Source organism: Cytobacillus spongiae, assembly GCF_021390075.1.
Genome location: NZ_CP089997.1, coordinates 2,725,512 through 2,750,841 on the forward strand (window position 1 = coordinate 2,725,512; position 25,330 = coordinate 2,750,841).

Consider the following 25,330-nt stretch of genomic DNA (forward strand, 5'->3'; position numbering starts at 1 on the left):
TGCTATTGGTTTGAACTATTTCGCTTGTTTTCTTTTTGCCAAAATGAACGTTAGCGTAAACGGTACGATTAAGACAATCGCCATTCCGATAAAGAATGGAAGCCACATATCAGGGAAAATGGATAGGAATCCAGGAAGTCCTCCTACACCAATTGAGGTAGCCTTCACGCCCTGAAGTGTAATAAATAAGCCTGCAATTGCTGAACCGATTAAGGCTGCAATAAATGGATATTTAAAGCGTAAATTCACACCGAACATTGCTGGTTCTGTAATCCCTAACCATGCGGAAATCGCAGATGTGAGCGATAGTCCTTTAAGCTTCTCATCCTTCGTTGCAAACATCATGGCAATCGCAGCAGACCCTTGTGCGATGTTTGATAAAGCGAGCATTGGCCATAAGAACGTGCTACCAGTGCTTCCAATCAGCTGGATATCCACCGCAAGGAATGTGTGATGCATTCCTGTAACAACGAGCAACCCGTATAAACCGCCATAGATCAGACCACCTAATGCGGCGAATGAATCAAATACAGAAACTAGCCCGCTCGTAATCGCATTCCCAATCGAAAACATAATCGGTCCAATCGCAATAAAAGAAATAAATCCAGTAAGCAACAAGGCAATTGGTGCAACAAGTAAAAGCTGGAATCCATCAGGAATGCGCTTTTTCAAGAAAATTTCTAGCTTCGCTAAAACGTAGGAAGCAAATAATACCGGTAACACTTGGCCTTGATAGCCAATTTTTTGAATCTCAAGTCCAAATAAGTTCCATGTTGGGATTGTACCTTCCTCCAACGCTTTTCCATATGCCCAAGCATTCAATAGATCTGGATGGACAAGCATAAGTCCTAATACAATTCCGAGTAATGGGTTCCCGCCAAATTTCTTAACAGCAGACCAACCAATTAAACCTGGTAGAAATACAAATGCTGTATTCGCAATTAAGTTAATAATTCCAGCAAAGTCAGCCCATTCAGGGTTCACTTCAACAAAGGACTTTTCATAAAAAATACCAGGTCCCGTTAAGATGTTATTAATCCCCATCAACAATCCGGCTGTAACAATCGCAGGAAGAATCGGGATAAAAATATCGGCAAGTGTCTTGATTGCACGTTGAATTGGGTTTAACTTTTGCTCCGATGCCGTTTTTACATCATCCTTCGAAGCTTGGCCAATTCCTGTAATCGCTACTAGCTCTTCATACACTTTATCTACAGTCCCTTGGCCAATCACAACCTGAAACTGTCCATTAGTTGAAAAGGAGCCCTTTACTACATCAATCTTTTCAAGCTCTTCTTTATTTACTTGGTTTTCATCCTTTAAAGCAAATCGTAATCTCGTTACACAATGGGTAGCCGCCGCAATATTATCTTTGCCTCCAATTGCATCTAGGATGAGCTTCGCTTGTTGTTTTAAATCCATTTTTTTCAAACCTCCTCATATGGCTCTTCTATTTTAAACGCTTACATTTTTCAAACATGTATATACAAGTGATAAATTTATTATAATATGTATATACATGTTAATCAAGTAAAATTGTCGAGATTTGTAGATATCATTCCAGCTTATTATCTGAATTCCGATGATTTACATACATTTTCTTCATAAGCATCTTTTTACTCTTTTATTTAGTACTCTGCTATACTAAAAATATATTTTGGATTCCGAAATAAGGAGGAGTTATCTGTGGAGGCAAAACTATTTTCTCCCTATACAATTAAACAAACGACTTTTAAAAATCGAATGGTGATGGCACCCATGTGTATGTATTCAAGCGATCAAGAAGATGGCATGGTGACGAATTGGCATAAAACACATTATACGAGCAGAGCTGTAGGTCAAGTTGGATTAATTATTTTAGAAGCAACTGCTGTTACGCCTCAAGGTCGTATTTCTCCAAAGGATCTTGGTATTTGGAGCGATGACCATATCGAAGGGCTCAAGGAATTAACCCTGTTAATGCAGGAACATGGCGCAAAAACGGGAATTCAATTGGCTCATGCAGGTAGAAAGGCAACAGTAGAAGGTGAAATAATTGCCCCTTCTGCCATTCCGTTTAATGAAAACATGAAAACACCTAAAGAAATGACAGTAGAAGAGATTAACGAAACGATTGCAGCCTTTAAAGCAGGAGCCGAACGAGCAAAAGAAGCTGGGTTTGATGTAATTGAGCTTCATGGTGCACATGGTTACTTAATCAACGAATTTTTATCGCCACTGACTAATAAACGTACAGACGATTATGGCGGATCAGCGAAAAATCGTTATCGAATTCTCGAAGAAATCATCAATGAAGTAAAAACCGTATGGGAAGGCCCACTTTTTGTCCGCGTATCAGCAGAGGACTACCACGAAGAAGGTCTTCATGTTGAAGACTACGTAGAAATGGCAGACTGGATGAAGAAGCAAGGCGTAGATCTAATTGATGTTAGCTCAGGTGCTGTTGTTCCTGCTTCAATTCCTGTCTTCCCTGGATACCAAGTAAAGTTAGCGGAAGGAATTAAGCACGAAGCAAAGATTCCAACCGGAGCTGTAGGTTTAATCACAAACGGTTTACAGGCAGAAGAAATTCTTCAAAATGATCGCGCCGATTTAATTTTCATCGGACGTGAGCTTTTACGTGATCCATATTGGCCTCGAGCAGCTGCTAAAGACCTCGGAGTAAGCATCGCGCCTCCAAAGCAGTATGACCGTGGATGGTAAGAACGAGCTAAAGGCTGGGACATAAGTATGTCAGTCAATGATCTATCCGAACGATTAGGAGTTATCTCCTTTTACTAGTTCGGGTATTTTTTTGTTCGGAAAACAAATTTTTTAAAATAGTGGAATGAAGCGGAAGACACTCGACTACTAAGGGAAATAGAGGAAAGGCTGAGACACCAAAGCGCAAAGAGGAGGCTCAGATTCCTCCCCCGCGGAAAGCGAGTGTCTGCAGCGCAGGTGGAACGAACTTGTTTTACAACCTAACTATTTTAAAAAAGTCATTGTTCGTCTTTGAGAAGGAGTCATTTAGATATGGGGTAGCGCCAACATTTTGACATAAAACCCACGCTAAGACAAATAATGGAATTAAAAAGCTGATTTTTCCAACTCTAAGGAAAAATCAGCTTTTCTTTATAGCTTTAGTGGTCGTAATTCATTAGAAGGAACTTTTTTAGAATCATATGTATATTCCCCTAACAAATTAACATGTTCCCATCCTAATGGAGAAATGTGGGGTAATAAGTCTTCATTTAACAGTCCTTTTGTTTTTAGCTATGTTAAATAATATTGTTGATAAATGACCATAAAAATAAGGACCTGATTAAGGTCCTTTGTTTTAAATCCAAATTCAACGTAAGCACCTGATAGTTTAAGTACAAAACTTCACAAAGTCTTATCTCCACATGTCGTTTATCAAACCTAGAGAAGTAACTATTAACATATTATTTGTTACTAACAAATAATGAACAAAATATTCAGAAATTTGTCGAATACTAATTGTTGTAATATCTGGTTATCGGCCGATAATTAAATTAAAGAGGTGTACTATGCTGAAAAGAAGTTATTTAACAGCAACCGTTATTTTCTTTAAGTTTGTTTTTGAGTGATGTTGCTACAACATCTGCTAATACTGGAGCTCAGGTTGATGATTCTAGTCTAACTGAAGAAAAATTGGCAGAATATGAAGAATTAGCTAATGAAAAAGACTTGCTCTTACTGGAATCTTTAAGTTCAGATCAAGAGCAAGAAGGATACTCTCTAATGAGCTTGCCTGAGGGGGAATACTATTCTTTATCTGTGACTAACTACAAACAGGAGACTGGATATTGGTGTGGGCCAGCTTCAGTTAGACAATCTTTAAGTTTCCATAAAACTAAAAGTGGTTCTAGTACTAGTCTACCTTCACAAACTACACTAGCATCTAAGGCAGGCACAACGTCTGATGGAAGTACTACAACTGGTTTAGTAACAGCACTAAACAATTATAAGAGTACATATGGATTATCAGGAAATCCTTATGTAGCTGCAGATATTGAGAATGCTTCAAATCCACAAAGTACTTTTGAAACTAGAATAAAAGGTGTACTAAAAGACCAAACAAACGCACCTATTTTGTTAATACAGACAAAGTACCTTAATAGATAAAATGGTACAAGCATAAGGCACTCCAATACAGTAAGCGCTTATTCTTATGACTACAACACCGGATCCAAGCAAGTTCGCTCTGTAGATCCTCATTATAGTGACACGTTTTATGGTGTATATTGGGACAATATGGGTTCTTCTAGTGCAAACGGAATTTTTAGAGCTGTTTTAGAAGCAGATAAAGCTGGCCAAAACATGGCGATGGCATATTAAATAAAATTAGGGGGAGGTAATACACTTCCCCTTTTTTTGGAGGAATTATGAAAAAGTATATATTTATATATGTAACTATATTGCTTTTCTTTTTAGCTGCTTGTGAAGAAATAAAAGAGTCTTTAGTTGAGCAGTATATCATTTTACCTTTTAAAAGTATAAATGACCCTGTTCTTGATGGGCAAAGTGTGTTTGTAAATACAAATACATCTATACATACAACAGAGTCTACTAATGAGCTTATAGAATATAATTTATCTACCAAAGAAATCACTCCAATTTACCAGTCAGAATTTTCGGATGCTTTAATGCAGCGAACACAACTCAATGAAGATTGGATTCTTTGGATTGATAGTAGTGCAAATGGACTAGAACAAAAGATATTGGCTATGAATAGACACAATAAAACGATTAAAGTTATTTCTGAAAGAAGCAGTGACCAATTAAGCTTATTATCACCAGTTTTATACAAAAAATATGTCTCTTGGGTGGAGTTACAAGATGAGGATAAAAATGTAATATTATACGACTTAGAAAACGGAAAGAAAGAAGTTATCAGCCAGTTAAATACGTACGGTTTGTATAATAACTTTGTTTCATTAAAAGATAACTTAATTGTTTGGTCTGATAGTAGTAATCATAAGGGGTCAGTCTATACTTACAACATTGAAAATAAAGAAATTCAAAATTATTCTACACCTTCTCCTTTCCCTTCATATGCATTAGTTGATAACGGGAAAATTTTCTCCCTAAATTTAAATTCTCTTACCTCATGGGATATTCACTCCTTTGGCTACATAGACTTAAAAACTGGGGAGTTTCATTCAATAGATGGGGAATTTAAATCGATTGGCATGTTCCGGGTTTCAAATGATAAACTTGCAATTATAGACGAACAGCAAGTTCTCCATCTCTACAACGTAGGTAAAATGGAATTAGAAAAAGTTAACTTTGAATTAGAAAAAAATGTAGATCTTATTGAATTTGATCATATAGGTAATTTGATTTTAGAATATGCTTCACCTAATGAAAATGAATCTAAGATAGGAATTATTCCTAAATAACTAGACAGAAGGTGAGCTATTGCTTACAACTATTAGAGGTTCAAGTAATAATGAAAAGATAAGCAAAACAGCCGATTTTATGAAGGGGATTTTTCGCTATTCTATCCTTTATGCATTTTTCATACTTATGGTCGTAGGATGCTCTAAAACCGAAGAAGATTACCAATTGAATCAGTTGACGAGAGTAGATGTTCAAGCAGAGGGTGTGAGTGAGATAATTATTTCGAAAGAGAGAGAGATTAAGGTGCTACGAGACCTTTTTTCAAACATTGAGTGGGAATCTAACGTTAAAGTGGACATGTCACGGAAAGAAGATCTAGTAGCCACATTATTTTTCACCTATGACCCTAACATGCCAGAAAGATTATTAGACTATGCCATTTGGTTTAATGAGAGTGACTCTTCCGCAACCATTGTCGATCGAGAGAATCAAGCTCTCGGAACATTACAGTCAGAATGGACAAAGGGATTGAAAGACATATTAATGGAAGAGTAGACGAGTAGCGATACTTACTCATCTAATACTGTAGGCAAACTTGAAGCCCGTTGAGTTGCCTACAGTCCTTTTTGTTAAATAGGTTTTTATTCATTGAAAAATGAAATACGAGGCGATTTTCAAGACTATAATTGGTGAAGAGAGCGGAAATCTTTCTTGCTTCCGTTTTGGCATTTGGATTTGGGTCAGCATTGACAGATGCTCGGGCTTATGAAGACCAGTTCTACCTTTTTATCTTGCTCTTTTGGCCTTCATCGGCCTTATGATGACCACTTTTCTCTTTTTTCATAGCTGTTTTGGCCTTCATCGGCCTCTTGTTAACACTTCATCCCTAACAGCGATCATCCCAAATTCGGCTGACGGTTGTGTTTTCATTGTCTTCTATAAGAATCTCAAATACATCTGGATTGGACAAAGCCATCAAGGAATCAAACCCGTAGCGTTCGTCAAAGGATCTTAGTAAGAGGGTGGAAAGATTTCCATGGCTCACAAGTACAATATCGCTAGCGTCTTGCTCCAACACTTCCTTAATGATCGATTGTGCTCTCTCCATAGCAACCTTATTCGATTCACCACCATTAAAGAAGAGGGTAAAGTCCTCAAAGCTTGCTTTTAGCTTTTCCAACCAGTCTTCAAGTGGGCCCTCACTTAATACGCGTTCCCCCAACCGGTCATCTTCTATAATTTCTAGGTTATGCGCCTCCGCTACATGCTTAATTGTATGAACAGCACGGATAAATGGGCTAGAGTATATTCGATCAATTTTTTTACCCGAAAAAAAGCCAACCAATTCTTCCGCCTGCCTAGCTCCTTTTTCTGTTAGAGCTGCTTCAAATGGTTGGCCCTCTGCTTTGGCATGACGTACAACATAAATTTTCTTCATATGTTTGTCTCCTTTTTCAATGGAATGTGAATTTCCTTAAAGTCCTCAGAAATCTTCGTGTTGGCAAAAATGGATTGTGCTTCTTCCTCTAGTTGTCTCCAATCCGCACGATCATAGCGGGGACTAATATGGGTTAAATACAGCCTTTCCACGTTTGCAGACTTTGCAATGGTTGCAGCTTGAGTCGTCGTCGAATGAAAATAATCATACGCCATTTGTTCTTCGCCAGCTGCGAAGGTTGCTTCGTGTACAAGTACATCTGCATTTTCTGCTAGATGATAAGCATTATCGCAAATTCTTGTATCTCCTAGAATCGCAATAATTCTCCCTTTCAGTTCAGGTCCAAGGAACTCCTCTGCTTCAATCCTTCTCCCATCTTCGAGAACAACAGACTCGCCTTTTTTTATTTTTTTATAAACAGGCCCTGGAGGAATCCCGGCAGCTGTGAGCTTCTCGGCATCTAACGTTCCTGGACGGTCCTTTTCCTTAATACGATATCCATAGGAAGGAATTCCATGGTCAAGCAATTTAGCCTCTACGAGAAATTGCTCATCCTCAAAAACAACCCCTTCTTCAATCTCAATAATTTGCAGTGGGTATTTTAAATATGTCCCGCTCACAGATAAACTAACTTCTATATATTGTTTAATCCCTTTTGGTCCGTAAAGGGTTACCTCGGTTTCCCCCCCTTGAAACGAGCGGCTTGACAACAAACCTGGTAAACCGTATATATGATCGCCGTGTAGATGGGTAATAAATAACTTACTAATCCGTCTAGGCTTAATGGATGTATGTAAAATTTGATGCTGGGTTGCTTCTCCGCAATCAAACAGCCATATCTCTCCCCTCTCCTCTAATAGCTTTAAAGCAACGGAAGAAACATTTCGCTGTTTGGCTGGCACTCCAGCCCCTGTCCCTAAAAAAAACAAATCCACGCATTACTCCTCCTTTCAATCAAGGTGATTCCCCCTATAATACCATATCGAATATCTATCATGCTCTTACACGAGCTGGGGATAGTTCTTACAGAATAGAAGAAACTATACACAACCATAATGTTTGCTAAATCGCCTAGAACCAAGTAAAATTTTATATTTGTATGGGTATATTTTTTAGTTGCATTTCAACTTAATTATAGAGGTTCCTTTTTTCAAGTGGTTTCCCCTGAGCAAATCACGAACCCCATTCAGACTGTTTGAAAGGTTATGCTCCTTACACAGTCTTTGTTTTACATACTATTTTAGATAAAGAGAGGTACTTTGTCGTGACACAAAATGCACAACCAACTGCACTCATTATGATTTTCGGAGCCACTGGAGATCTTGCCAACCGAAAGCTTTACCCTTCTCTCTACCGACTATATAAAAAAGGGAAGCTCGCTGAAAATTTTGCCGTCATTGGAATTGCGCGAAGATCCCTGACGAATGAAGATTTCCAAAGCAATGTGAGAAAATCGGTCCAATCTGCCGTTGAATGCAGCAATGATCTAGAGCAATTTTCATCTCATTTTTACTACCATTCCCATGATGTGACTGATTCTAGCTCTTATCTTGCTCTAAAAAATTTAGCAAATAACCTAGATTCACACTACAAGCTGGAAGGAAACCGAATTTTCTATCTAGCAATGGCACCTGAATTCTTTGGAACAATTGCGGTTCATTTAAAGGAAGATGGACTCACAGATGTCGCAGGCTACAAACGCCTTGTTATTGAAAAACCATTTGGTCATGACTTAGAATCCGCTAAAGAGTTAAATAAGCAAATTCGCCAGGCTTTTTCAGAGGATGAAATCTATCGAATTGACCATTATCTAGGAAAAGAAATGGTTCAAAACATTGAGGTTATTCGTTTTGCCAATGCAATCTTTGAACCGCTTTGGAATAATCGATATATCTCCAACATCCAGGTAACTTCTAGTGAGGTATTAGGTGTTGAAGAACGGGGACGTTACTACGAAAAAAGTGGAGCTCTTCGTGATATGGTCCAAAACCATATGCTGCAAATGGTTGCCTTGCTTGCAATGGAGCCGCCAATTAAGCTCACAACAGATGAAATCCGTTCGGAAAAAGTAAAGGTATTTCGTGCATTTCGTCCAATCGAAGGAGAAGAAGTAAAGACTCATTTTGTTCGTGGACAATATGCACAGGGAACAGTAAATGCTGAAAGCCTACCAGCCTACCGAGAAGAAACGATGGTCGATCCACAATCAAACACGGAAACATTTGTAGCTGGAAAATTATTAATCGATAACTTCCGCTGGGCAGGTGTTCCTTTTTACATTCGTACAGGAAAACGCATGAAGGCGAAGTCAACGAAGATCGTCATACAATTTAAAGATATTCCAATGAACTTATATTACGGAAAAGATCAAACACTTAACCCAAATCTACTAGTCATTCATATTCAGCCAGATGAAGGGATCACTCTTCATTTAAATGCAAAGAAAGCTGGGCAGCAGCTAGATGCCACGCCAGTTAAGCTCAACTATGCAAACAAGGGCATTGACGGAATTAATACACCAGAAGCATATGAAAAGTTGCTATTGGACTGCATTAGCGGCGATGCAACAAACTTTACTCATTGGGATGAGGTAGCCCTTTCTTGGAGCTTTGTCGATAAAATCTCTCAAGTATGGGAAAACACGAAAGAAGATAACTTCCCGAATTATCCTGCAGGAACAATGGGGCCGAAAGCAGCAGATGAGCTATTAGAACAAGACGGCTATTTCTGGTGGCCAGTAACAGATCTAGATATTGAAAAATGTTAAGGTGGGACGAAAATGAAAATCTATGATATTACAGCTCCGATTTTTGAAGGGATGCCTGTTTATAAAAACAAGCCCGAAAAGCAGCCTAAGTTAAACACCGTAACAAATGGTCATGTAACAGAATCACGCTTAAGCTTAGACGTTCACACAGGTACGCATGTAGATGCTCCGCTTCATATGATAAATGATGGAAAAACATTTGAAACCATTCCCCTTGAGCGTTTAGTTCGCCCTTGTAAAGTGCTAGACCTAACAAGCTCTATAGAAAAAGTAACAAAACAGGACCTTGAAGGACAAGGGATTGAAAAGGACGACTTTATTTTATTAAAAACGAAAAACTCTTTTGACACAGAATTTAATTTCGAATTCATATATGTGGCTGAAGATGCAGCAGCCTATTTAGCTGACATCGGCATTAGTGGCATTGGCATCGATGCACTAGGCATTGAGCGTGCTCAAGAAGGACACCCCACCCATCGTACATTAATGGGTCAAGATATTATTATTATGGAAGGCCTCGAGCTAAAAGACATTAAAGCAGGGACGTATTTTATGACAGCGGCTCCACTTAAGCTACAAGGAACAGATGCTTCACCAGCTAGAGTCATCTTAATCGAAGGTATTCTTTAAAGAAAAGCTCCTCGTTGTTCACCAGCGAGGGTTTTTTTTATCTGAGAGTAGGTTAACAGCGTTTAAAAAGAAAGAGCGTGTATTGAAACGTTTCTGTTTCAATACACGCTCTTTATATAATAGTTATTAAGCGCTTTTGTGAAAATAAGAAATAGTTATTTCCCTTCAGACTCCATCCAATTTGTATGGAAAATTCCTTCTTTGTCCACACGTTGATACGTATGAGCCCCGAAGTAATCGCGTTGAGCTTGTAATAGGTTCGCAGGCAGTGTTTCTGTTCTGTAGCTATCATAGTACGATAAAGCAGCCGAGAAACAAGGAACTGGGATTCCGTTTTGAACCGCTACTCCAATGATTTCTCGTAGTGCATCCTGATAGCTTTCTACGATTTCTTTGAAATATGGATCTAACAGTAGGTTTGTAAGCTTCGGATCCTGGTCGTATGCCACTTTAATTTTTTGTAAGAATTGAGCGCGAATAATACAGCCTCCGCGGAAAATCATCGCGATGTCTCCATATTGAAGATCCCAATTATACTCTTCTGATGCTGCACGCATTTGCGCAAATCCTTGGGCATAAGAACATATTTTGCTCATATAAAGGGCTTTACGAACCGATTCAATAAACGCCGAACGGTCGCCTGTAAATTTCATTGTACTTGGGCCACGTAGCACTTTACTTGCAGCAACACGCTCCTCCTTCATCGCTGAAAGGAAACGCGCAAACACAGATTCTGTAATAATCGGTAGTGGAACGCCTAAGTCTAACGAACTTTGGCTGGTCCATTTCCCTGTACCCTTTTGCCCTGCTGTATCAAGAATCATATCAACAAGTGGTTTCCCTGTTTCGTCGTCTTTCTTAGTAAAGATATCAGCTGTTATTTCAATTAAATAGCTGTCTAGCTCCCCTTTATTCCAATCTGCAAACACTTCATGAAGCTCGTCAGCAGATAGCCCTAACACATTCTTAAGTAAAAAGTAGGATTCAGAAATGAGCTGCATATCTCCATATTCAATACCATTGTGCACCATTTTCACATAATGCCCTGCACCATCTGGTCCGATATAGGTTGTACATGCATCCCCATCTACCTTAGCAGCAATGTCCTTAAAGATCGGTGCTACTAACTCATAGGCTTCCTTTTGACCACCTGGCATAATAGATGGGCCTTTTAAAGCTCCTTCTTCTCCACCAGATACACCTGTACCTATAAAATGAATCCCTAATTCGCTTAATTCTTTATTTCGACGCTGTGTATCAACGAAGTATGTATTTCCACCATCGATTAAGATGTCCCCTTTATCTAAATGCGGCTTTAATTGCTCAATTGTCGCATCAGTGGGAGCTCCTGCTTTAACCATTAATAAGATTTTTCTTGGACTTTCTAACGATTGAACAAACTCTTCAATTGTATAAGTGCCTACAATATTCTTACCTTTCGTTTCGGCAAGCATTTCATCCGTTTTCTCACTTGAGCGGTTATAAACGGAAACGGTATATCCTCTGCTCTCGATATTCATCGCAAGGTTTTTTCCCATAACGGCTAATCCAATAACGCCAATTTGCTGTTTCGTCATCGTCCTACATCCCTTCTAATGCTATTATTGCTTGATTGATAGAACCACTTAACTTTAGCAAGATTCGAATTCACTTGCAACTATTCAACACTCTTCCATTAGTTTGTCAATTTTCCACCTAAAAAAAACATGCTGACATCACTTATCCTTTTTATCTCCAAAGGATTGCAGAAAATCCTTGTTAAAGCTAGTATCCGTTCCAATGCTATGTGATTTCGAGCTATCTTTAGCTGCCCCCTTACTTGCCTGTTGAATAATAGAAGGGCCGTATTTCCCTTTAAGTTGTTCTAATGTTTGTACGAGCGGCTCCTTTTTCGCATCTTCTTCAAATGAAAATAGATCGAGCTGCTTCACAGCATGCTCTTGTTCAACTAAATCATGTGCTGTGATCCCAAGCAACCGTACAGAATCGCCAGTCCAATGCTTACCGAATAACCCTTTAGCTTCTTCAAAAATATCCTCTTGCTTAACAATTGGGTTCTCTAGCTTTTTACTCCGATTCGTTGTGCTCCGATTTTTATACCGGATCGTAATTCCTAATGATGTGCCAAGTACCTCTTTCGCTTTTAAGCGCGAAGATACTTTAAAGGCTAGCCGATTAAGAACCTCAAAGAGTTCCCTTTGATTCGCCACATCTTTGGGAAGAGTTGTTGAATTTCCAACGCTTTTAAATTCTGAAGCTGAAAAGGGGTCGACAGCTCTTGTATCGATCCCATTCGCTCGGTCCTTGAGCCTTAGTCCATTAATTCCAAGCAACGCTTTCAGTTGTACTTCGTTCGCTTTTGCTAAGTCCCCAATCGTATGAACGCCTAGACTCTTTACCTTTTCAGCTGTCTTTTGGCCAACCCCATGCATCTCCTTCACTTCTAGCGGCCAGAGAACCTGAGGTATATCGCGCTTTCTTAATACGGTAATTCCAAGTGGTTTTTTCATATCTGATGCCATTTTGGCTAAAAATTTATTAGGAGCAATCCCAATGCTGCATGGAAGGTCGAGTTGCTCAAGAATTCTCTTTTGAATGCTTTCAGCAATGAAAAGCGGCGACCCAAGCTCATAGCTGTCTGTTATATCGATATAGCCTTCATCAATGGAAACAGGTTCAACCATTTCAGAATATTGCTTCAGCAATTGAAACATGCCCATTGATGCTGCTCGGTACCTCTCAAAGTTAGGCTTAATAACAATTAATTGGGGGCAAAGCTTTCGTGCCTCCCATAGTGGCATCGTCGTCTTAACCCCAAAGCGACGCGCTTCATAGCTACAGGTCACAATAATCCCTCTGCGCTCCTCCACATTCCCCGCAATTGCGAGCGGCTTTCCTTTTAGAGCCGGATCATAAGCCATTTCAACCGATGCATAGAAGCTATTCATATCAACATGGAGAATGACGCGTCCCTTTTTTGGATACATTTGCTTCATGATGACACTTCCCGATTCATAATATGTCTATTTTATCAAACCATAAATGAAAAAGCTCAATTGGTGACTTTTGTTGTTGAGATGATGAGATTAAGTCGTTTGTATCCAAAATCATGAAACACAAGCATCGATTTAGCTTTCACCAACCATAAAAACAGAAATATTGAATACATTCCCCTTTGCAAAAACCCATTCGGAGCGAAATTCATCATTACTCGAGCGAAAATTAGTCGAACCTGAGCGATTTCTAGTCGAATGCGAGCGGAATTCTAAAAAAGCGAGCGATATTCACTGAAGAAGGAGCGTTCGCTCGGAAAATGAGCGAACGCTCCTTCCCATCAAAAAAAGAGACTACTCTCGTAATCTCCTATTCTACCTATTGAGCTTGTGATTTCATATATTCCTGAATATCGCGAATTCCTTCTAATGATCCTACTAGCACGGATGGGTCAATGATCGTAATTAAGCGTGAATCCAAATTAGCAACACCAGTAAAATAACTTGTTTTTTGATAAGCTACTAATCCAATTTGTTTAATTTGCTCCTCTTGAATATCAATAATTTCCTTCGCATCATTCACTAGAATACCGAGGAACATCTGATCCGTATGTAATACGATAAGCCTTGTTGAGTCAGTAACCGTGATGTGGCGATTATACAGAATCGTTTCAAAGTCAATGATAGGGATTAACTCTTCTCGAACCTTCACAATTCCCTTTACATATTCAGGCAAATGAGGAATAGGTGTTACTCCCTCCACTTTTTCGATGGAAGTGACATACTCAATTGAGATTGCGTAATCTTCCTTCCCTACTTGAAAAACGACAACTTTTTTACTATTTGCCATACCGAAGCCTCCCTATTTTTCCCTATAGTCATATTATAAAATTCCTATCCATTTGTCTATGAGGTATCACACATTTACATAGAATTCCTATTGAGGAGAAAGGTTGAAGAAAATATGCGATTAGTGAAGAAAGCGAGAAAAATTAACAAGTGCTGATATTAATTATCTTGCTTCAATCTATTCCAATATCAAACTTCAACCTAACTTATTCTGATAAGTAAATGATTCTATTGCAAATCGCTACTGCTTAACACCAGAATTACTTTGCTTAGTTAGACTTGAATATAATTGGAGAGTAATCAACATTTTTTATCCAGATTTTCGCAGCTTTCTGTTCGTTTTGCTTCATCCACACATCTCCATTATTCCCTTCGTCACGCTTCCGTTCCCATATGAGATAAGAACCAGCAGCCTGAGGATTTACATCTAACTCATTTTCTTTTGGAAAGGTAATTTGCTTTTGTATTCCCGAGCTTATGTCAATTTGAAATAAAGAAGTGAACATGGTCGGAACCGGTCCCTCTTTCCACGATTTGTTCGCTTTTGACCGAGCTACGATGACTTGGGAAGGAGATAGCCACTCCAAATCAAGATCGACATATCCTTTCGGTGTATATTCTACCTGCTTTGTAGATGCCTCTATATCAGCAATTGTCATACTCTTATTTTCAACAAAAAAACGTCCTTCTCCCGAAATATAAGCTAGTTTACTGGCATGGGGTGCCCATTTAAACCAATCACTAAACCCTAACATCCTGCCAATATCCTTAAAAGCTTTTCCGTTTGAGGATAGAACACATAATGGATTGCTATCCATTGCCCAAGAAGGTGTAGGGGTTCCAAGGAAGCTCACCCATTTGCCGCTATGACTCCATTTAAAGTCTCCAACATGAACGGCAAATAGATTATTTTCATCGATTGGAATTGAGTACAATAGCTTAGCTTCTTTCACATTAAGATTCATATCCTTTGGAATCCGATACAAATTAATTGGCTCCCAGCCTGTAGGCAAGCGGTTTGATGAAGCCGACACAATCAACTCGTTTCCACCTGGAACCCATTCAAAGCTACTAACACCTAACGATACATTTTCAAATCCTGATGGTCTGCCGTCTTTTGTCTTTGTAATATTTAATACCCATCCAGATAGATATGCGAGCTCATTTGAAGTAGGTGACCATGAAAAAGAAGTAGTCTCTATGGACGTGTATGGTTCGAAATGTTCTTTTCTTTTTGTATCATAGATCCACAGATTCGATTTCTCTCCGTGCTCATCCCCGTCAATGTATGCAATAAACCTCCCATCATAAGACCATTTAGGAGAGTAAACATACTTATCTTTGGTAAGCTGTATTTCCTGATCACCTTCTTTCATCCACAGTTGATGATTACGTACAAATACAGCCTTTAAAGGTACCTCTGCTTTCGTCACTGAAATAAACGGAAATAGAAAAAGCAACAATAGTACGATTGATATTATTCGCAAGACATTCCCTCCTACGAATTAGAATTTCCTCGTACCTTCATATTGATGCTTCTGTTTTAAAGAAGGAAATATTGCGTTTGGAAAGTCGAAGTAAAGCGAAGTAGAGTAACCAATTATCCTAATAGACGGTGAAAAAGTATAAAAAATTCACTCGATAAAAATAATTATATTGCACCAAAAAAGAGAACCTATAAAAGGCTCTCTCTCAACCATTAGGCAGAAACTTCTTCGATGATGGCAATGACCATTTCTGCTAGTTTATTTAATTCTTCGATTGGCATACGCTCATTTGTCGTATGTATTTCTTCATAACCTACCGCTAAATTTACAGTTGGAACTCCGAATCCAGCTATAACATTGGCATCACTACCGCCACCACTGTTTAGAAGCTCACAGCTGCGACCAATTTTGGCAGCTGCCTTTCTAGCAACCTCTACAACATGATCGCCTTCTCCATATTTAAAGCCTGGATACATTACTTGAACATCTACTTCCGCTCTGCCGCCCATATCCGCTGCAGCACTTTCAAAAGCTTCTTTCATTTTTTGTACTTGTGCTTCCATCTTTTCTGTTACTAAAGAGCGTGCTTCGGCCAGGATATCTACGCGATCACAAACGATATTTGTTTGTTTTCCGCCCTCAAAGCGACCAATATTCGCTGTCGTTTCTTCGTCAATTCGACCTAAAGGCATTCTTGAAACCGCTTTAGCCGCAATTGTGATAGCCGAAATTCCTTTTTCAGGAGCTACACCCGCATGAGCCGTTTTCCCATAAATTACAGCAGAAACCTTGGCTTGTGTTGGAGCAGCAACAATGATGTTTCCTACTTTCCCATCACTGTCAAGTGCATAGCCGAACTTTGCCTTAACTAAAGAAGAATCAAGTGCTTTTGCACCTACTAGGCCTGATTCTTCTCCAACCGTAATAATGAATTGGATCGTCCCATGAGGAATGCTTTGTTCTTTTAATACACGGACAATTTCAAGCATAACCGCAAGTCCCGTCTTATCATCCGCCCCTAGAATCGTCGTTCCATCTGTCACTACATATCCATCTTGAATGGAAGGCTTTACACCGTTTCCTGGGACAACCGTATCCATATGGGAAGTGAAATAGATTGGATCGACACCTTCTTTTGTTGCTGGAAGGGTACAGATGAGATTACCAGCCCCGTGCCCTGTAATAGCTGTTGTGTCATCTTCAAATACCTCAACACCTAAATCGGTAAATTTCTTTTTTAGAACGTTGGCAATTTCCGTTTCATACTTCGTTTCTGAATCAATTTGAACTAGCTCTAAAAATTCATTTAATAATCTTTCTTGATTAATCATCTAGTTGACCTCCATCATTGTACTCACTAGACTAGTATACATTTTAAGCGTTATCATCACAAACGGGAAACATTATAAAGGAATATTCCCATGCTTTTTATACGGCCTAGACTCTTTTTTATTTCGAAGCATGTCTAACGCTTGAATAATTTTTATACGCGTTTCTCTTGGATCAATGACATCATCAACCATTCCCATGCTTGCCGCTACATACGGATTTGCAAATTTCTCTCGGTATTCTTCGATCTTTGCCGCTCGAGTAGCTTCAGGATCTTCACTATTCTGAATTTCTCTTGAGAAAATAATATTTGCTGCCCCTTGAGGACCCATTACAGCAATCTCTGCATTTGGCCAAGCATATACAATGTCCGCTCCAATAGACTTACTATTTAGCGCTACATATGCTCCCCCATACGCTTTTCGTAAAATAACTGTTAGCTTAGGAACTGTTGCTTCTGAGTAGGCATACAGAATTTTCGCACCATGGCGAATGATTCCTCCATGCTCCTGTTTGACCCCAGGGAAAAATCCCGTCACATCTTCAAAGGTGATAATTGGTATATTGAAAGAATCACAGAAACGAATAAAACGAGCAGCTTTGTCGGATGAATCAATATCGAGTCCTCCTGCCATAAATTTAGGCTGATTACAGACTAAACCAACCACTTCGCCTTTAATCCGGGCAAGACCAATTACGATATTTTTCGCGAAATCGCTTTGAACCTCCATAAAAGAATCTTGATCAACGACATGCTCGATCACTTTTCTAACGTCATATGGCCTGATAGCATCAAACGGAACCACATCAGCAAGATCTTGCCGATAATCATCCATTTCATCCACTTCTAAACGTGGTGGTTTTTCCTCATTATTTTGAGGAAGATAGCTTAATAATAAGCGAACCTGTTCAATGACTTCTTGTTCCGATTCGCCGCGGAAGTGAGCATTTCCACTTATAGAGTTATGTACTTTTGCCCCTCCTAGATCCTCAGGTGAAATCTTCTCGCCAGTTACTGTCTCAATTACTTTAGGACCTGTAATGAACATTTGGCTTGTTTTTTCAACCATAAATACAAAGTCAGTTATGGCAGGTGAATATACGGCACCACCGGCACAAGGCCCCATGATGACAGAAATTTGCGGAATGACTCCAGAGTAAATAGAGTTTCGATAGAAAATGTGTCCGTATCCATCAAGAGAAACAACCCCTTCTTGAATACGAGCACCACCTGAATCATTTAACCCAATAAATGGCGCCCCATTCTTCGCAGCTAAATCCATGACGTTGGCGATTTTTTTTGCATGCATTTCACCTAACGCTCCACCGAATACAGTGAAATCTTGGGAAAACAGATAAATAGGACGTCCATTTACTTTTCCATAGCCTGTTACTACTCCATCGCCAGGACCTTTTTGTTGATCCAACCCAAAATCCGTGCATCGATGCTGGATAAAAGGATTCAGCTCAACAAATGTACCAGGATCGACTAATAATTCAATCCGCTCTCGTGCCGTTAGCTTCCCTTTTTCATGCTGCTTTTCGATTCGTTGATCTCCGCCCCCCAGCTCCACTTCACGCTTTCGATCGTACAATTCATATATTTTATCGTAGATGTCTGTCATGACTATTCTCCTTTATCATTTCTTCTCGCAAAATTCATATAAAACACTACCAGTAGCTTTCGGGTGCATAAACGCTACTTGCGCACCACCAGCTCCTTGCTTTGGTACTTCGTGTATCATACGAATCCCATTTTCTCTCATTTCATTGATTCGTTCTTGGATGGAATCAACTCCCAAAGCTACATGGTGAATTCCTTCCCCTCGTTTTTCGATATACTTAGCAATTGGGCTGTCCTTGCTCATAGGCTCTAACAGTTCAAGCTTTGTTTCACCCGCTTGTAAAAAGGCTACCTTCACCTGCTCGCTTTCTACTTCCTCCATTCCTAAAAGAGGGAGCTTTAAGATATCCGTATAAAAAGGTAATGCTGATTCTAATGATTGAACAGCAATTCCAATGTGATCTACTTTCTTAATCAACCATTTCCCCTCCGAACGATAATAATATGTGCAATAATTAAAATATTCGACAAAAACAGAATAATTCCTCCTTAAAATGAGCGGTTGTTCAATTGAAAAATTCCTAGTAAAATAAGGACAAAAGAATAATTCTCTTAATAGGAGGAGTACATTTTGAATAATCGAAAAACCCGAAAAGTCGTCGTATACGTCATGATTTTTGCCATGCTTGCATCAACATTACTTACGGGAATTGCATTTTTACTATAATAACGATGCAAAGAGGCTGTGACATAATATTTCAGTCAATGGGATATCCGAGCTATTAGGAGTTATCTCCTTTTACTAGTTCGGGTATTTTTGTTTGTTCGGAAAACAATTTTTTTGAAAATAGAGGAATGGAGCGGAAGACACTCGACTACTAAGGGAAATAGAGGAAAGGCTGAGACACCAAAGCGCAGCAAGGAGGCTCAGCTTCCTCCCAGTGGAAAGCGAGTGTCTGCAGGGCATGTGGAACGAACTTGTTTTTACAACCTAACTATTTTAATGAAGTCATTGTTCGTCTTTGAGAAAGAGTCCTTTAGGTATGTCCCAGCCTCTTTCTTACCTCTAGTCAAGAGTTTTTTATCATATTTATATATGTTTGAAGACTGATTCTTGGAGGGGAGGAGGGAGTTCTCTCACTCAAAAATCATTTGTCCATGCCAAATAGACCTAACGAGGTGTATTTTTTCGAAAGGTCAAGTATGATATAGTATAGACAACTTATTTACGAACAGGTTAAACTGCTTCGTAATTATAGGTAATGTTGTGTGTGATGAGATGAAATGCCACTTTCAAAAATTTATTCACGCACGCGATTGACGCAACTTTATGGGGCTTTCCTTGAGGTTGCGTTTTTAATTTGTCGTAATACTCTACAATATGGTCCCTGAGGCTGGTCGGCCTTACTTCACTTCTACTATAAAAAAAAATAGTAGCACATACACTGGCCGGGGTCTGTACTACTAATCTTAGTATGTTTTTCTTATGCATGTGCGGTTATAGGATGCTTACATTCTTTCGATGATCCTCTTCCATCAACATACTACTTATTGGTACAAATAAGACTCGGAAAAAAGCGCATATTAAGATAAGTATCCTAATCAAAGACCATACAAAAGGAGGTTATCACATTGTCTAAACAAAAAAATAAACAATTCAAGAACAACAAAGCCCTTCCTAAAACCGATGTGGAATTTGCTCAATCTGGGCTAGAGGAAGTTGCCTTAAAAGCGTCAGAAAACAAGAAGAAATAAACAAGAGCGCCAACCGCGATAGCTGTTGGCGCTCTTGTTAGTGAATTGGGATACTATCCTATGACGAATGGTTTTGATAATATTAATGATCGTATTTCCCTAGCTACTTCCCTTTAATAGCCCCATAATCCTCTCCTAGCTCTTCAAAGCTTTTTGAAGTAGACAGGACTAACACCTTTGTTCCGAGAGGGATATACTCATATAACGATTCTACTGCTTCATTTTGCATTCTGATACAGCCCTGTGAGACGTATTTACCGATTGAGCTCGGATGATTTGTGCCGTGAATTCCATATGTACGTCCATCTGAATTTCGCGCATCAAACCCAATCCACCTTGTACCTAAGGGATTTTCAGGACTTCCCCCTGCAATGTCTTTTTTCCGATAATAGGGGTCTACCGCTTTAACGGTTACAGTAAACAAACCTTCAGGAGTCCATTCATCCGTCATTCCAGTAGCAATCGAAATGACGGTTTGAACACGATTGTCATGAATGTAAGCAAGCTCGTTTGTTTGCTTGTTGATAATAACAAATGGATCACCAGGCAATGGATTGGGTCCAAGTGGCCAAATGGGGGAAATGACAAAAGATAGAAACATGGCAGAAATAAGCTTTAACATCAAACTCACCACCAGTTAATTTTCCATTAGTTTCTCGCCACTTTCGCCTTCTTATACCGATTTTTCCAGCGGTCATTTTGAAACCCTCTAAATGATCGTTTGATGATCAAATATTGTTCCATTTCTTTAATAAAATGAAGCAGTGCAGCACGTGTTTCAAATTCTTGTCTTGTTTTAGGAAGCTCCATATTTTCAAATTCTACTTTTAAACGGTATAACTTTTCTAAGTAGATAAGCGCTGTATTTCCAGGGTGAATATTATGAGAGAGTTCTTCGATATAATCCGCAATCATTTTTCCTTGCTCAAGTGTCAACGGGACTGAGGTCACAATTGGCAAGACCCTCTCAATTATTTCAAATTGCTTTTCTCTCATCTTAAAATAGTTATAGTAGACATTTTCATAGCGGAGAAAGTGGTTTTCAACATCACGAAAAGCGAGTGTTTTCGCTTCATCAATTAATTTCAGCGTATTGGTAATTTCTTTTCCATCCCAATCACATTGATTCGTTCTCAAGTAGGCGACAATTTCTAAAAAGATCTTCTGAAAATTATCTTCGATTTCAACTTGATACGTATACAATTTGTTTTCAAGACTTGGCATGTATAGATTCATAACTAACGCAACACCAATCCCGATAAAAATAATCCCTAGCTCATTCATGATCAGATCTCTTGTTACGTGAGCTGCTGAATAAATATGTAGAATAATGACACTGCTTGTAACCACTCCATCGCTCGCCTTTACCATGACTACAGTTGGGATAAAGAATAATAACAGTACCCCAATCATTATTGGGTGATAGGCAATCCCTTCAAAAAAAGCAATGGAAAAGACCATACCTAGTAAGCATGCAACAAACCGGTCCCAAGAAGCTCGTAAAGATTTTTTCTTTGTAACCTGTATACATAGAATGGTTAAAATTCCCGCTGAGACAAAATTATCTAGTCCAATAAACTGTGCAATCATAATGGAAACCGCTGTTCCAAGAGCCGTCTTTAACGTACGGAACCCTATACTAAATTTCATCTGATGTTCTCCTAATCGATATGTTAGAACCATTTTATCAACGATTCACCTAATAGGAAAGGATAGCGTAAAAATACATTCACTCAGGAAGAAGAGTCCTCCTCCTCCTGAATGCTTCAGGATTGATTAGAAAGATATTTGATCCTGCTTGATAACTCTTTGAACTTATGATCCAGTTCCGCATATTCTTCATCATGAGGCATCATAAAACTCAACTTCCCCAAGATTTCTAGACGCTCGGCTTCAAGTGTTAACAGAAGATTGTCATTGTCACTTGTCGAAGTGATAGGCTCACCTCGCTGCTCTTTCATTGATTGATTTTGGATGAGCCATTTCGCTTCAGTTGTTTTTTCAAGAAAGTATTGGTCATGTGAAACGACAAGTAGCGTACCTTTATATAAAGCTAACGTCTCCTCTAATTGCTCACGTGATGGAAGGTCTAAGTGATTGGTCGGTTCATCTAAGATCAGTACATCCTTCTCTTCTAGCATGAACTTCATCAGCTTGCACTTAACCCGCTCTCCCATGCTCATGTTCTTTAACGGTTCCTTCCATTGAGTAGCCAAAAACCCTAGATGCTTCATTAAATTCTGTACGTTTCCTCTTTCCTTATACGACTCTTGATAAAAAAATTGCTCTGCCGTTTGATCAAGAGGTAAGTCAAATACATCTTGTGTTAAAAAACCGATTTTGGCTGACGGAGAGATCCATACATCGCCTGTTGCAGTTTCCTGCCCAGCAATTATTCTCAACAAAGTCGTTTTTCCACTTCCATTTGGACCAATAATAGCAAGCTTCTCTCCACGCTGAACGGTCAACTGCAGATTTTGAAATAGCCATTCTTTGTTATATGCTTTGGACAAATTTTTGATTTCGATCAAACGCTTTCCTCGACTTTCAACACCTGTTAAAGAAAAATCCACTCGATATTCTTCTTCAACAGGTACAACTACCTCTTTTTCAAGTTCACTTTCAAGACGTATTCGCTTCGACTTGATTTGTGCATCCTTCCGCTTCGCTTTTACACGGTAGTACTCTTTAAATCCCTCTTTTTTGGTTGACTGCCCGTGAGCCTTTTTCGACCATTTTGCAAGCTCGGTAAGTTGCCCTTCAATTCGGGCTTTCTTTTTCTGTTGTTTCTCATATGCACGCTGTTGTGTTAATCGTCTAACCCTACGTTCTTCCATATAACTAGAATAATTCCCCACATGCTCAATAAGTGTTTTCTCTTCAATCGACCAAATTTTTGTTGCCACTGCATCTAGAAAGTAGCGATCATGCGATACAAAAATAATCGTCCTTTTCTCCCGTTTCATTCTCTCAATTAGCTGATCTGTACTTTCCTTGTCAAGATGGTTTGTCGGCTCATCTAATAGTAATATGGCTGCACAAGTGGAAAAACCATCTGCAAGGCGTGTTTTAACTTTTTCTCCACCACTTAATAGCTCATATGATCGGTTAGGTGTAGGCCAAATCTTTACTAGTTCATATGGTAGGCAGTTAATTGAATAGCTCTCTAGCTCCTGTTCAACCAGTACGGTTGTAAGGTTGGCCTGTAGCCATTGAATCTTACCGCATGTTGGCTCCGTTTTTTGGCTTAATAACTTCAATAAGGTTGTTTTTCCTGCTCCGTTTTTTCCGATTACTCCAATGATATCTCCTTGCTTTACACTTACATCGCAAGCTTTGAATAAAGACACTTCCGCAACTTCATAGGAAACGTTGGTCAACTTTATTAGTTCCTTCATACAATCAATCCCCTTTCGGCAGGGAGGGATTAAGGCTCTGATAGCCAAAAAAATCCTCCCAAAGTTAATTGGAAGGATTAGTCCGATTCTAAACATAGATAAATAAACGATCTAGATCAATAGATAAGATCATAAATGGAATTTGGGCAGACTAATCCTATTTTTAAAGAGTTGAATAGTTCATTCAATCGTAAAAAATATGATTAGTTCTTCATTGTCCACCCATCAGTCCTCTCTTTTCTAATTACACCCATTTTAGCAAATAATTGTATGCATCTTCAATAGCCTTTTCTGACTAATCTTTTTCTTAAGAACTAAAGCATCTTCTGTAAGAAATCCTGGGCACGGCTGCTACGCGGGTTTGTAAAAAATTCTGAAGGGGGAGCGTCCTCTACTAATATCCCATTGTCCAAGAACAAAACACGGTCAGCTACTTCACGGGCAAAACCCATTTCATGTGTAACGACAGCCATTGTCATTCCCGTATGGGCAAGGGATTTCATTACATCTAACACCTCTTTCACCATTTCTGGATCTAGTGCAGATGTAGGCTCATCAAAAAGCATCACATCTGGCTGCATGGCGAGCGATCTTGCAATCGCCACACGCTGTTTCTGACCACCAGATAAACGGATTGGATATTCAGTTGCCTTTTCCTTTAGCCCTACTTTTTCTAATAGCTCAAACCCAATACTCTCTGCTTCTTGCTTCGACAACCCTTTGACCTTGATCGGAGCATACGTGATATTCTGCATGACCGTCTTATGTGGAAATAAGTGAAAATGCTGAAAAACCATACCCACATGCTGACGAACCTTCATAATATTTGTTTTTTTATCGGTGATTTCTTGTTCATCAATCCATATGCGCCCGTCAGTCGGCATTTCTAAAAGGTTTAAGCAACGCAGAAAGGTTGACTTACCTGAACCCGATGGCCCGATTATGGCTACTACCTCTCCTTTTTCGATCGTCGTATCGATTCCTTTTAAAACTTCTAATTTCCCATAATGTTTATGCAAATTTTCAACTTTAATCACTACGTCTCATTCTCCTTTCCAAAGCCTTACCTAATAGGGTAAGTGTCACAACCATTACATAATAAATGAGTCCCGCTATGAGCAACGGTTCAAAAAAGGAGAATTTATCGCCGCCGACAATATACGCTCTTCGCATAATATCAGTAACTCCAATTGTGGTAACGATCGCAGATTCCTTTGTTAAGGTAATAAATTCATTCATAAGAGCAGGTAAAATATTTTTCATCGCTTGAGGGAGGATAATATCCCACATCATTTTCTTATACGGAACTCCAAGTGCCTTCGAGGCTTCTATCTGTCCGCGATCAACGGCTAATATCCCCCCGCGAATAATTTCAGAAATATATGCGGCGGAATTTAAAGCGAAGGCAAGAACAGCTGCATTATACGATTCAATTTGGAAGCCAAAGATTTGTGGTGACCCAAAATAGATAATCATCAGCTGCAAAATTAATGGTGTGCCACGAAAGATAGAGGTATATGCATCCGCAAACCATCCAAGTACTCGAATGGAGCTAATTTTAAATAAGGCTAAAATAATACTTAACGCAAATCCAATCAATCCAGCGGCAATTACAATTTTCAAGGTGACGATAACCCCTTGCAAAATGTAAGGAATTGATGGGATGATTTGAGTAAAATCTAAGTTCATCTAGGGATCATCCTTTCTATAACAAGGGAGAGCATACAGCTAATTGGAGGAAAGAAAGCGCTCAAAAGAATCCTCTTCTGAACGC

At 39.1% G+C, this 25,330-nt stretch carries 23 protein-coding genes and 1 pseudogene; 8 read left to right on the forward strand and 16 right to left on the reverse strand.

All coding sequences use genetic code 11. The annotated features are described in order from the left end of the window. Positions 1-15: 15 nt before the first annotated feature. Positions 16-1,422, reverse strand: a complete 1,407-nt coding sequence (gene treP, locus LS684_RS13870) for a PTS system trehalose-specific EIIBC component (RefSeq protein ID WP_233806777.1) — start codon at positions 1,420-1,422, stop codon at positions 16-18. 264 nt (positions 1,423-1,686) lie between these two features. Between treP and namA the strand changes: the two genes are divergently transcribed. The 4 genes from namA to LS684_RS13890 all read left to right on the forward strand — a co-directional run bounded on the left by namA (position 1,687) and on the right by LS684_RS13890 (position 5,901). Further along, positions 1,687-2,703 carry an NADPH dehydrogenase NamA gene (gene namA / locus LS684_RS13875; RefSeq protein ID WP_233806779.1) on the forward strand — a complete coding sequence of 339 codons (1,017 nt, stop codon included), beginning with the start codon at positions 1,687-1,689 and terminating at the stop codon, positions 2,701-2,703. Between the two features lie 879 nt (positions 2,704-3,582). After that, entirely contained in the window at positions 3,583-4,128 is a 546-nt protein-coding gene (locus tag LS684_RS13880) for a C39 family peptidase (protein ID WP_233806781.1), read from the forward strand. A 260-nt stretch (positions 4,129-4,388) separates the two neighbouring features. Further along, complete coding sequence (locus tag LS684_RS13885) at positions 4,389-5,405, forward strand: hypothetical protein (protein WP_233806783.1); 1,017 nt, start codon at positions 4,389-4,391, stop codon at positions 5,403-5,405. Between the two features lie 19 nt (positions 5,406-5,424). After that, on the forward strand, positions 5,425-5,901 hold the full coding sequence (locus tag LS684_RS13890; protein ID WP_233806785.1) for a hypothetical protein: 477 nt from the start codon (positions 5,425-5,427) through the stop codon (positions 5,899-5,901). 331 nt (positions 5,902-6,232) lie between these two features. Here LS684_RS13890 and LS684_RS13895 read toward each other — a convergent pair whose 3' ends face one another. Continuing rightward, complete coding sequence (locus tag LS684_RS13895) at positions 6,233-6,784, reverse strand: histidine phosphatase family protein (protein WP_233806787.1); 552 nt, start codon at positions 6,782-6,784, stop codon at positions 6,233-6,235. After that, positions 6,781-7,719: a ribonuclease Z gene (gene rnz, locus LS684_RS13900; RefSeq protein WP_233806789.1), complete on the reverse strand. Its 939-nt coding sequence runs from the start codon at positions 7,717-7,719 to the stop codon at positions 6,781-6,783. The genes LS684_RS13895 and rnz overlap by 4 nt, the downstream gene beginning before the upstream one ends. Positions 7,720-8,081: 362 nt before the next feature. Between rnz and zwf the strand changes: the two genes are divergently transcribed. Next, the gene (gene zwf, locus LS684_RS13905) at positions 8,082-9,551 is read left to right on the forward strand and encodes a glucose-6-phosphate dehydrogenase (protein ID WP_233811662.1); all 1,470 of its coding nucleotides are present in this window, start codon (positions 8,082-8,084) and stop codon (positions 9,549-9,551) included. Positions 9,552-9,563: 12 nt separating this feature from the next. Continuing rightward, complete coding sequence (locus LS684_RS13910) at positions 9,564-10,181, forward strand: cyclase family protein (RefSeq protein WP_233806791.1); 618 nt, start codon at positions 9,564-9,566, stop codon at positions 10,179-10,181. Positions 10,182-10,336: 155 nt separating this feature from the next. Here LS684_RS13910 and gndA read toward each other — a convergent pair whose 3' ends face one another. The 7 genes from gndA to mce all read right to left on the reverse strand — a co-directional run bounded on the left by gndA (position 10,337) and on the right by mce (position 18,881). After that, positions 10,337-11,758, reverse strand: a complete 1,422-nt coding sequence (gene gndA / locus LS684_RS13915; protein ID WP_233806793.1) for an NADP-dependent phosphogluconate dehydrogenase — start codon at positions 11,756-11,758, stop codon at positions 10,337-10,339. Positions 11,759-11,896: 138 nt separating this feature from the next. After that, positions 11,897-13,177: a DNA polymerase IV gene (locus LS684_RS13920; protein WP_233806796.1), complete on the reverse strand. Its 1,281-nt coding sequence runs from the start codon at positions 13,175-13,177 to the stop codon at positions 11,897-11,899. A gap of 376 nt (positions 13,178-13,553) precedes the next feature. Then, complete coding sequence (locus LS684_RS13925) at positions 13,554-14,024, reverse strand: chemotaxis protein CheW (protein ID WP_233806798.1); 471 nt, start codon at positions 14,022-14,024, stop codon at positions 13,554-13,556. A 268-nt stretch (positions 14,025-14,292) separates the two neighbouring features. Next, positions 14,293-15,510 (reverse strand): eIF2A family protein, encoded by a 1,218-nt coding sequence (locus LS684_RS13930; protein ID WP_233806800.1) that lies wholly within the window; start codon positions 15,508-15,510, stop codon positions 14,293-14,295. 212 nt (positions 15,511-15,722) lie between these two features. Further along, positions 15,723-16,841 (reverse strand): tripeptidase T, encoded by a 1,119-nt coding sequence (locus tag LS684_RS13935; protein WP_233806802.1) that lies wholly within the window; start codon positions 16,839-16,841, stop codon positions 15,723-15,725. 72 nt (positions 16,842-16,913) lie between these two features. Continuing rightward, entirely contained in the window at positions 16,914-18,464 is a 1,551-nt protein-coding gene (locus LS684_RS13940; protein WP_233806804.1) for an acyl-CoA carboxylase subunit beta, read from the reverse strand. 15 nt (positions 18,465-18,479) lie between these two features. Next, on the reverse strand, positions 18,480-18,881 hold the full coding sequence (gene mce / locus LS684_RS13945; RefSeq protein WP_233806806.1) for a methylmalonyl-CoA epimerase: 402 nt from the start codon (positions 18,879-18,881) through the stop codon (positions 18,480-18,482). A 153-nt stretch (positions 18,882-19,034) separates the two neighbouring features. On the opposite strand from mce, the gene prli42 reads away from it, so the two are divergent. Then, positions 19,035-19,130 (forward strand): stressosome-associated protein Prli42, encoded by a 96-nt coding sequence (gene prli42, locus LS684_RS13950; RefSeq protein WP_233806808.1) that lies wholly within the window; start codon positions 19,035-19,037, stop codon positions 19,128-19,130. Positions 19,131-19,640: 510 nt separating this feature from the next. Here prli42 and LS684_RS13955 read toward each other — a convergent pair. After that, positions 19,641-19,793: pseudogene (locus LS684_RS13955) on the reverse strand (IS110 family RNA-guided transposase); the annotation flags it as partial. Between the two features lie 242 nt (positions 19,794-20,035). On the opposite strand from LS684_RS13955, the gene LS684_RS24140 reads away from it, so the two are divergent. Further along, the gene (locus LS684_RS24140; RefSeq protein WP_267930248.1) at positions 20,036-20,158 is read left to right on the forward strand and encodes a hypothetical protein; all 123 of its coding nucleotides are present in this window, start codon (positions 20,036-20,038) and stop codon (positions 20,156-20,158) included. 103 nt (positions 20,159-20,261) lie between these two features. On the opposite strand, the gene LS684_RS13960 is transcribed toward LS684_RS24140, so the two are convergent. The 5 genes from LS684_RS13960 to LS684_RS13980 form a co-directional block, all read right to left on the reverse strand. Continuing rightward, complete coding sequence (locus LS684_RS13960) at positions 20,262-20,780, reverse strand: L,D-transpeptidase (protein WP_233806810.1); 519 nt, start codon at positions 20,778-20,780, stop codon at positions 20,262-20,264. Positions 20,781-20,806: 26 nt separating this feature from the next. Next, on the reverse strand, positions 20,807-21,808 hold the full coding sequence (locus LS684_RS13965) for an aromatic acid exporter family protein (RefSeq protein ID WP_233806811.1): 1,002 nt from the start codon (positions 21,806-21,808) through the stop codon (positions 20,807-20,809). Between the two features lie 116 nt (positions 21,809-21,924). Continuing rightward, on the reverse strand, positions 21,925-23,556 hold the full coding sequence (gene abc-f / locus LS684_RS13970) for a ribosomal protection-like ABC-F family protein (RefSeq protein WP_233806812.1): 1,632 nt from the start codon (positions 23,554-23,556) through the stop codon (positions 21,925-21,927). 314 nt (positions 23,557-23,870) lie between these two features. After that, positions 23,871-24,593, reverse strand: coding sequence for an amino acid ABC transporter ATP-binding protein (locus LS684_RS13975; protein ID WP_233806813.1), 723 nt, complete (start codon positions 24,591-24,593; stop codon positions 23,871-23,873). Next, a complete protein-coding gene (locus LS684_RS13980; RefSeq protein ID WP_233806814.1) occupies positions 24,586-25,245 on the reverse strand; it encodes an amino acid ABC transporter permease in 660 nt (219 codons plus the stop codon). Before LS684_RS13980 ends, LS684_RS13975 begins: the two co-directional genes overlap by 8 nt. Positions 25,246-25,330: the final 85 nt, after the last annotated feature.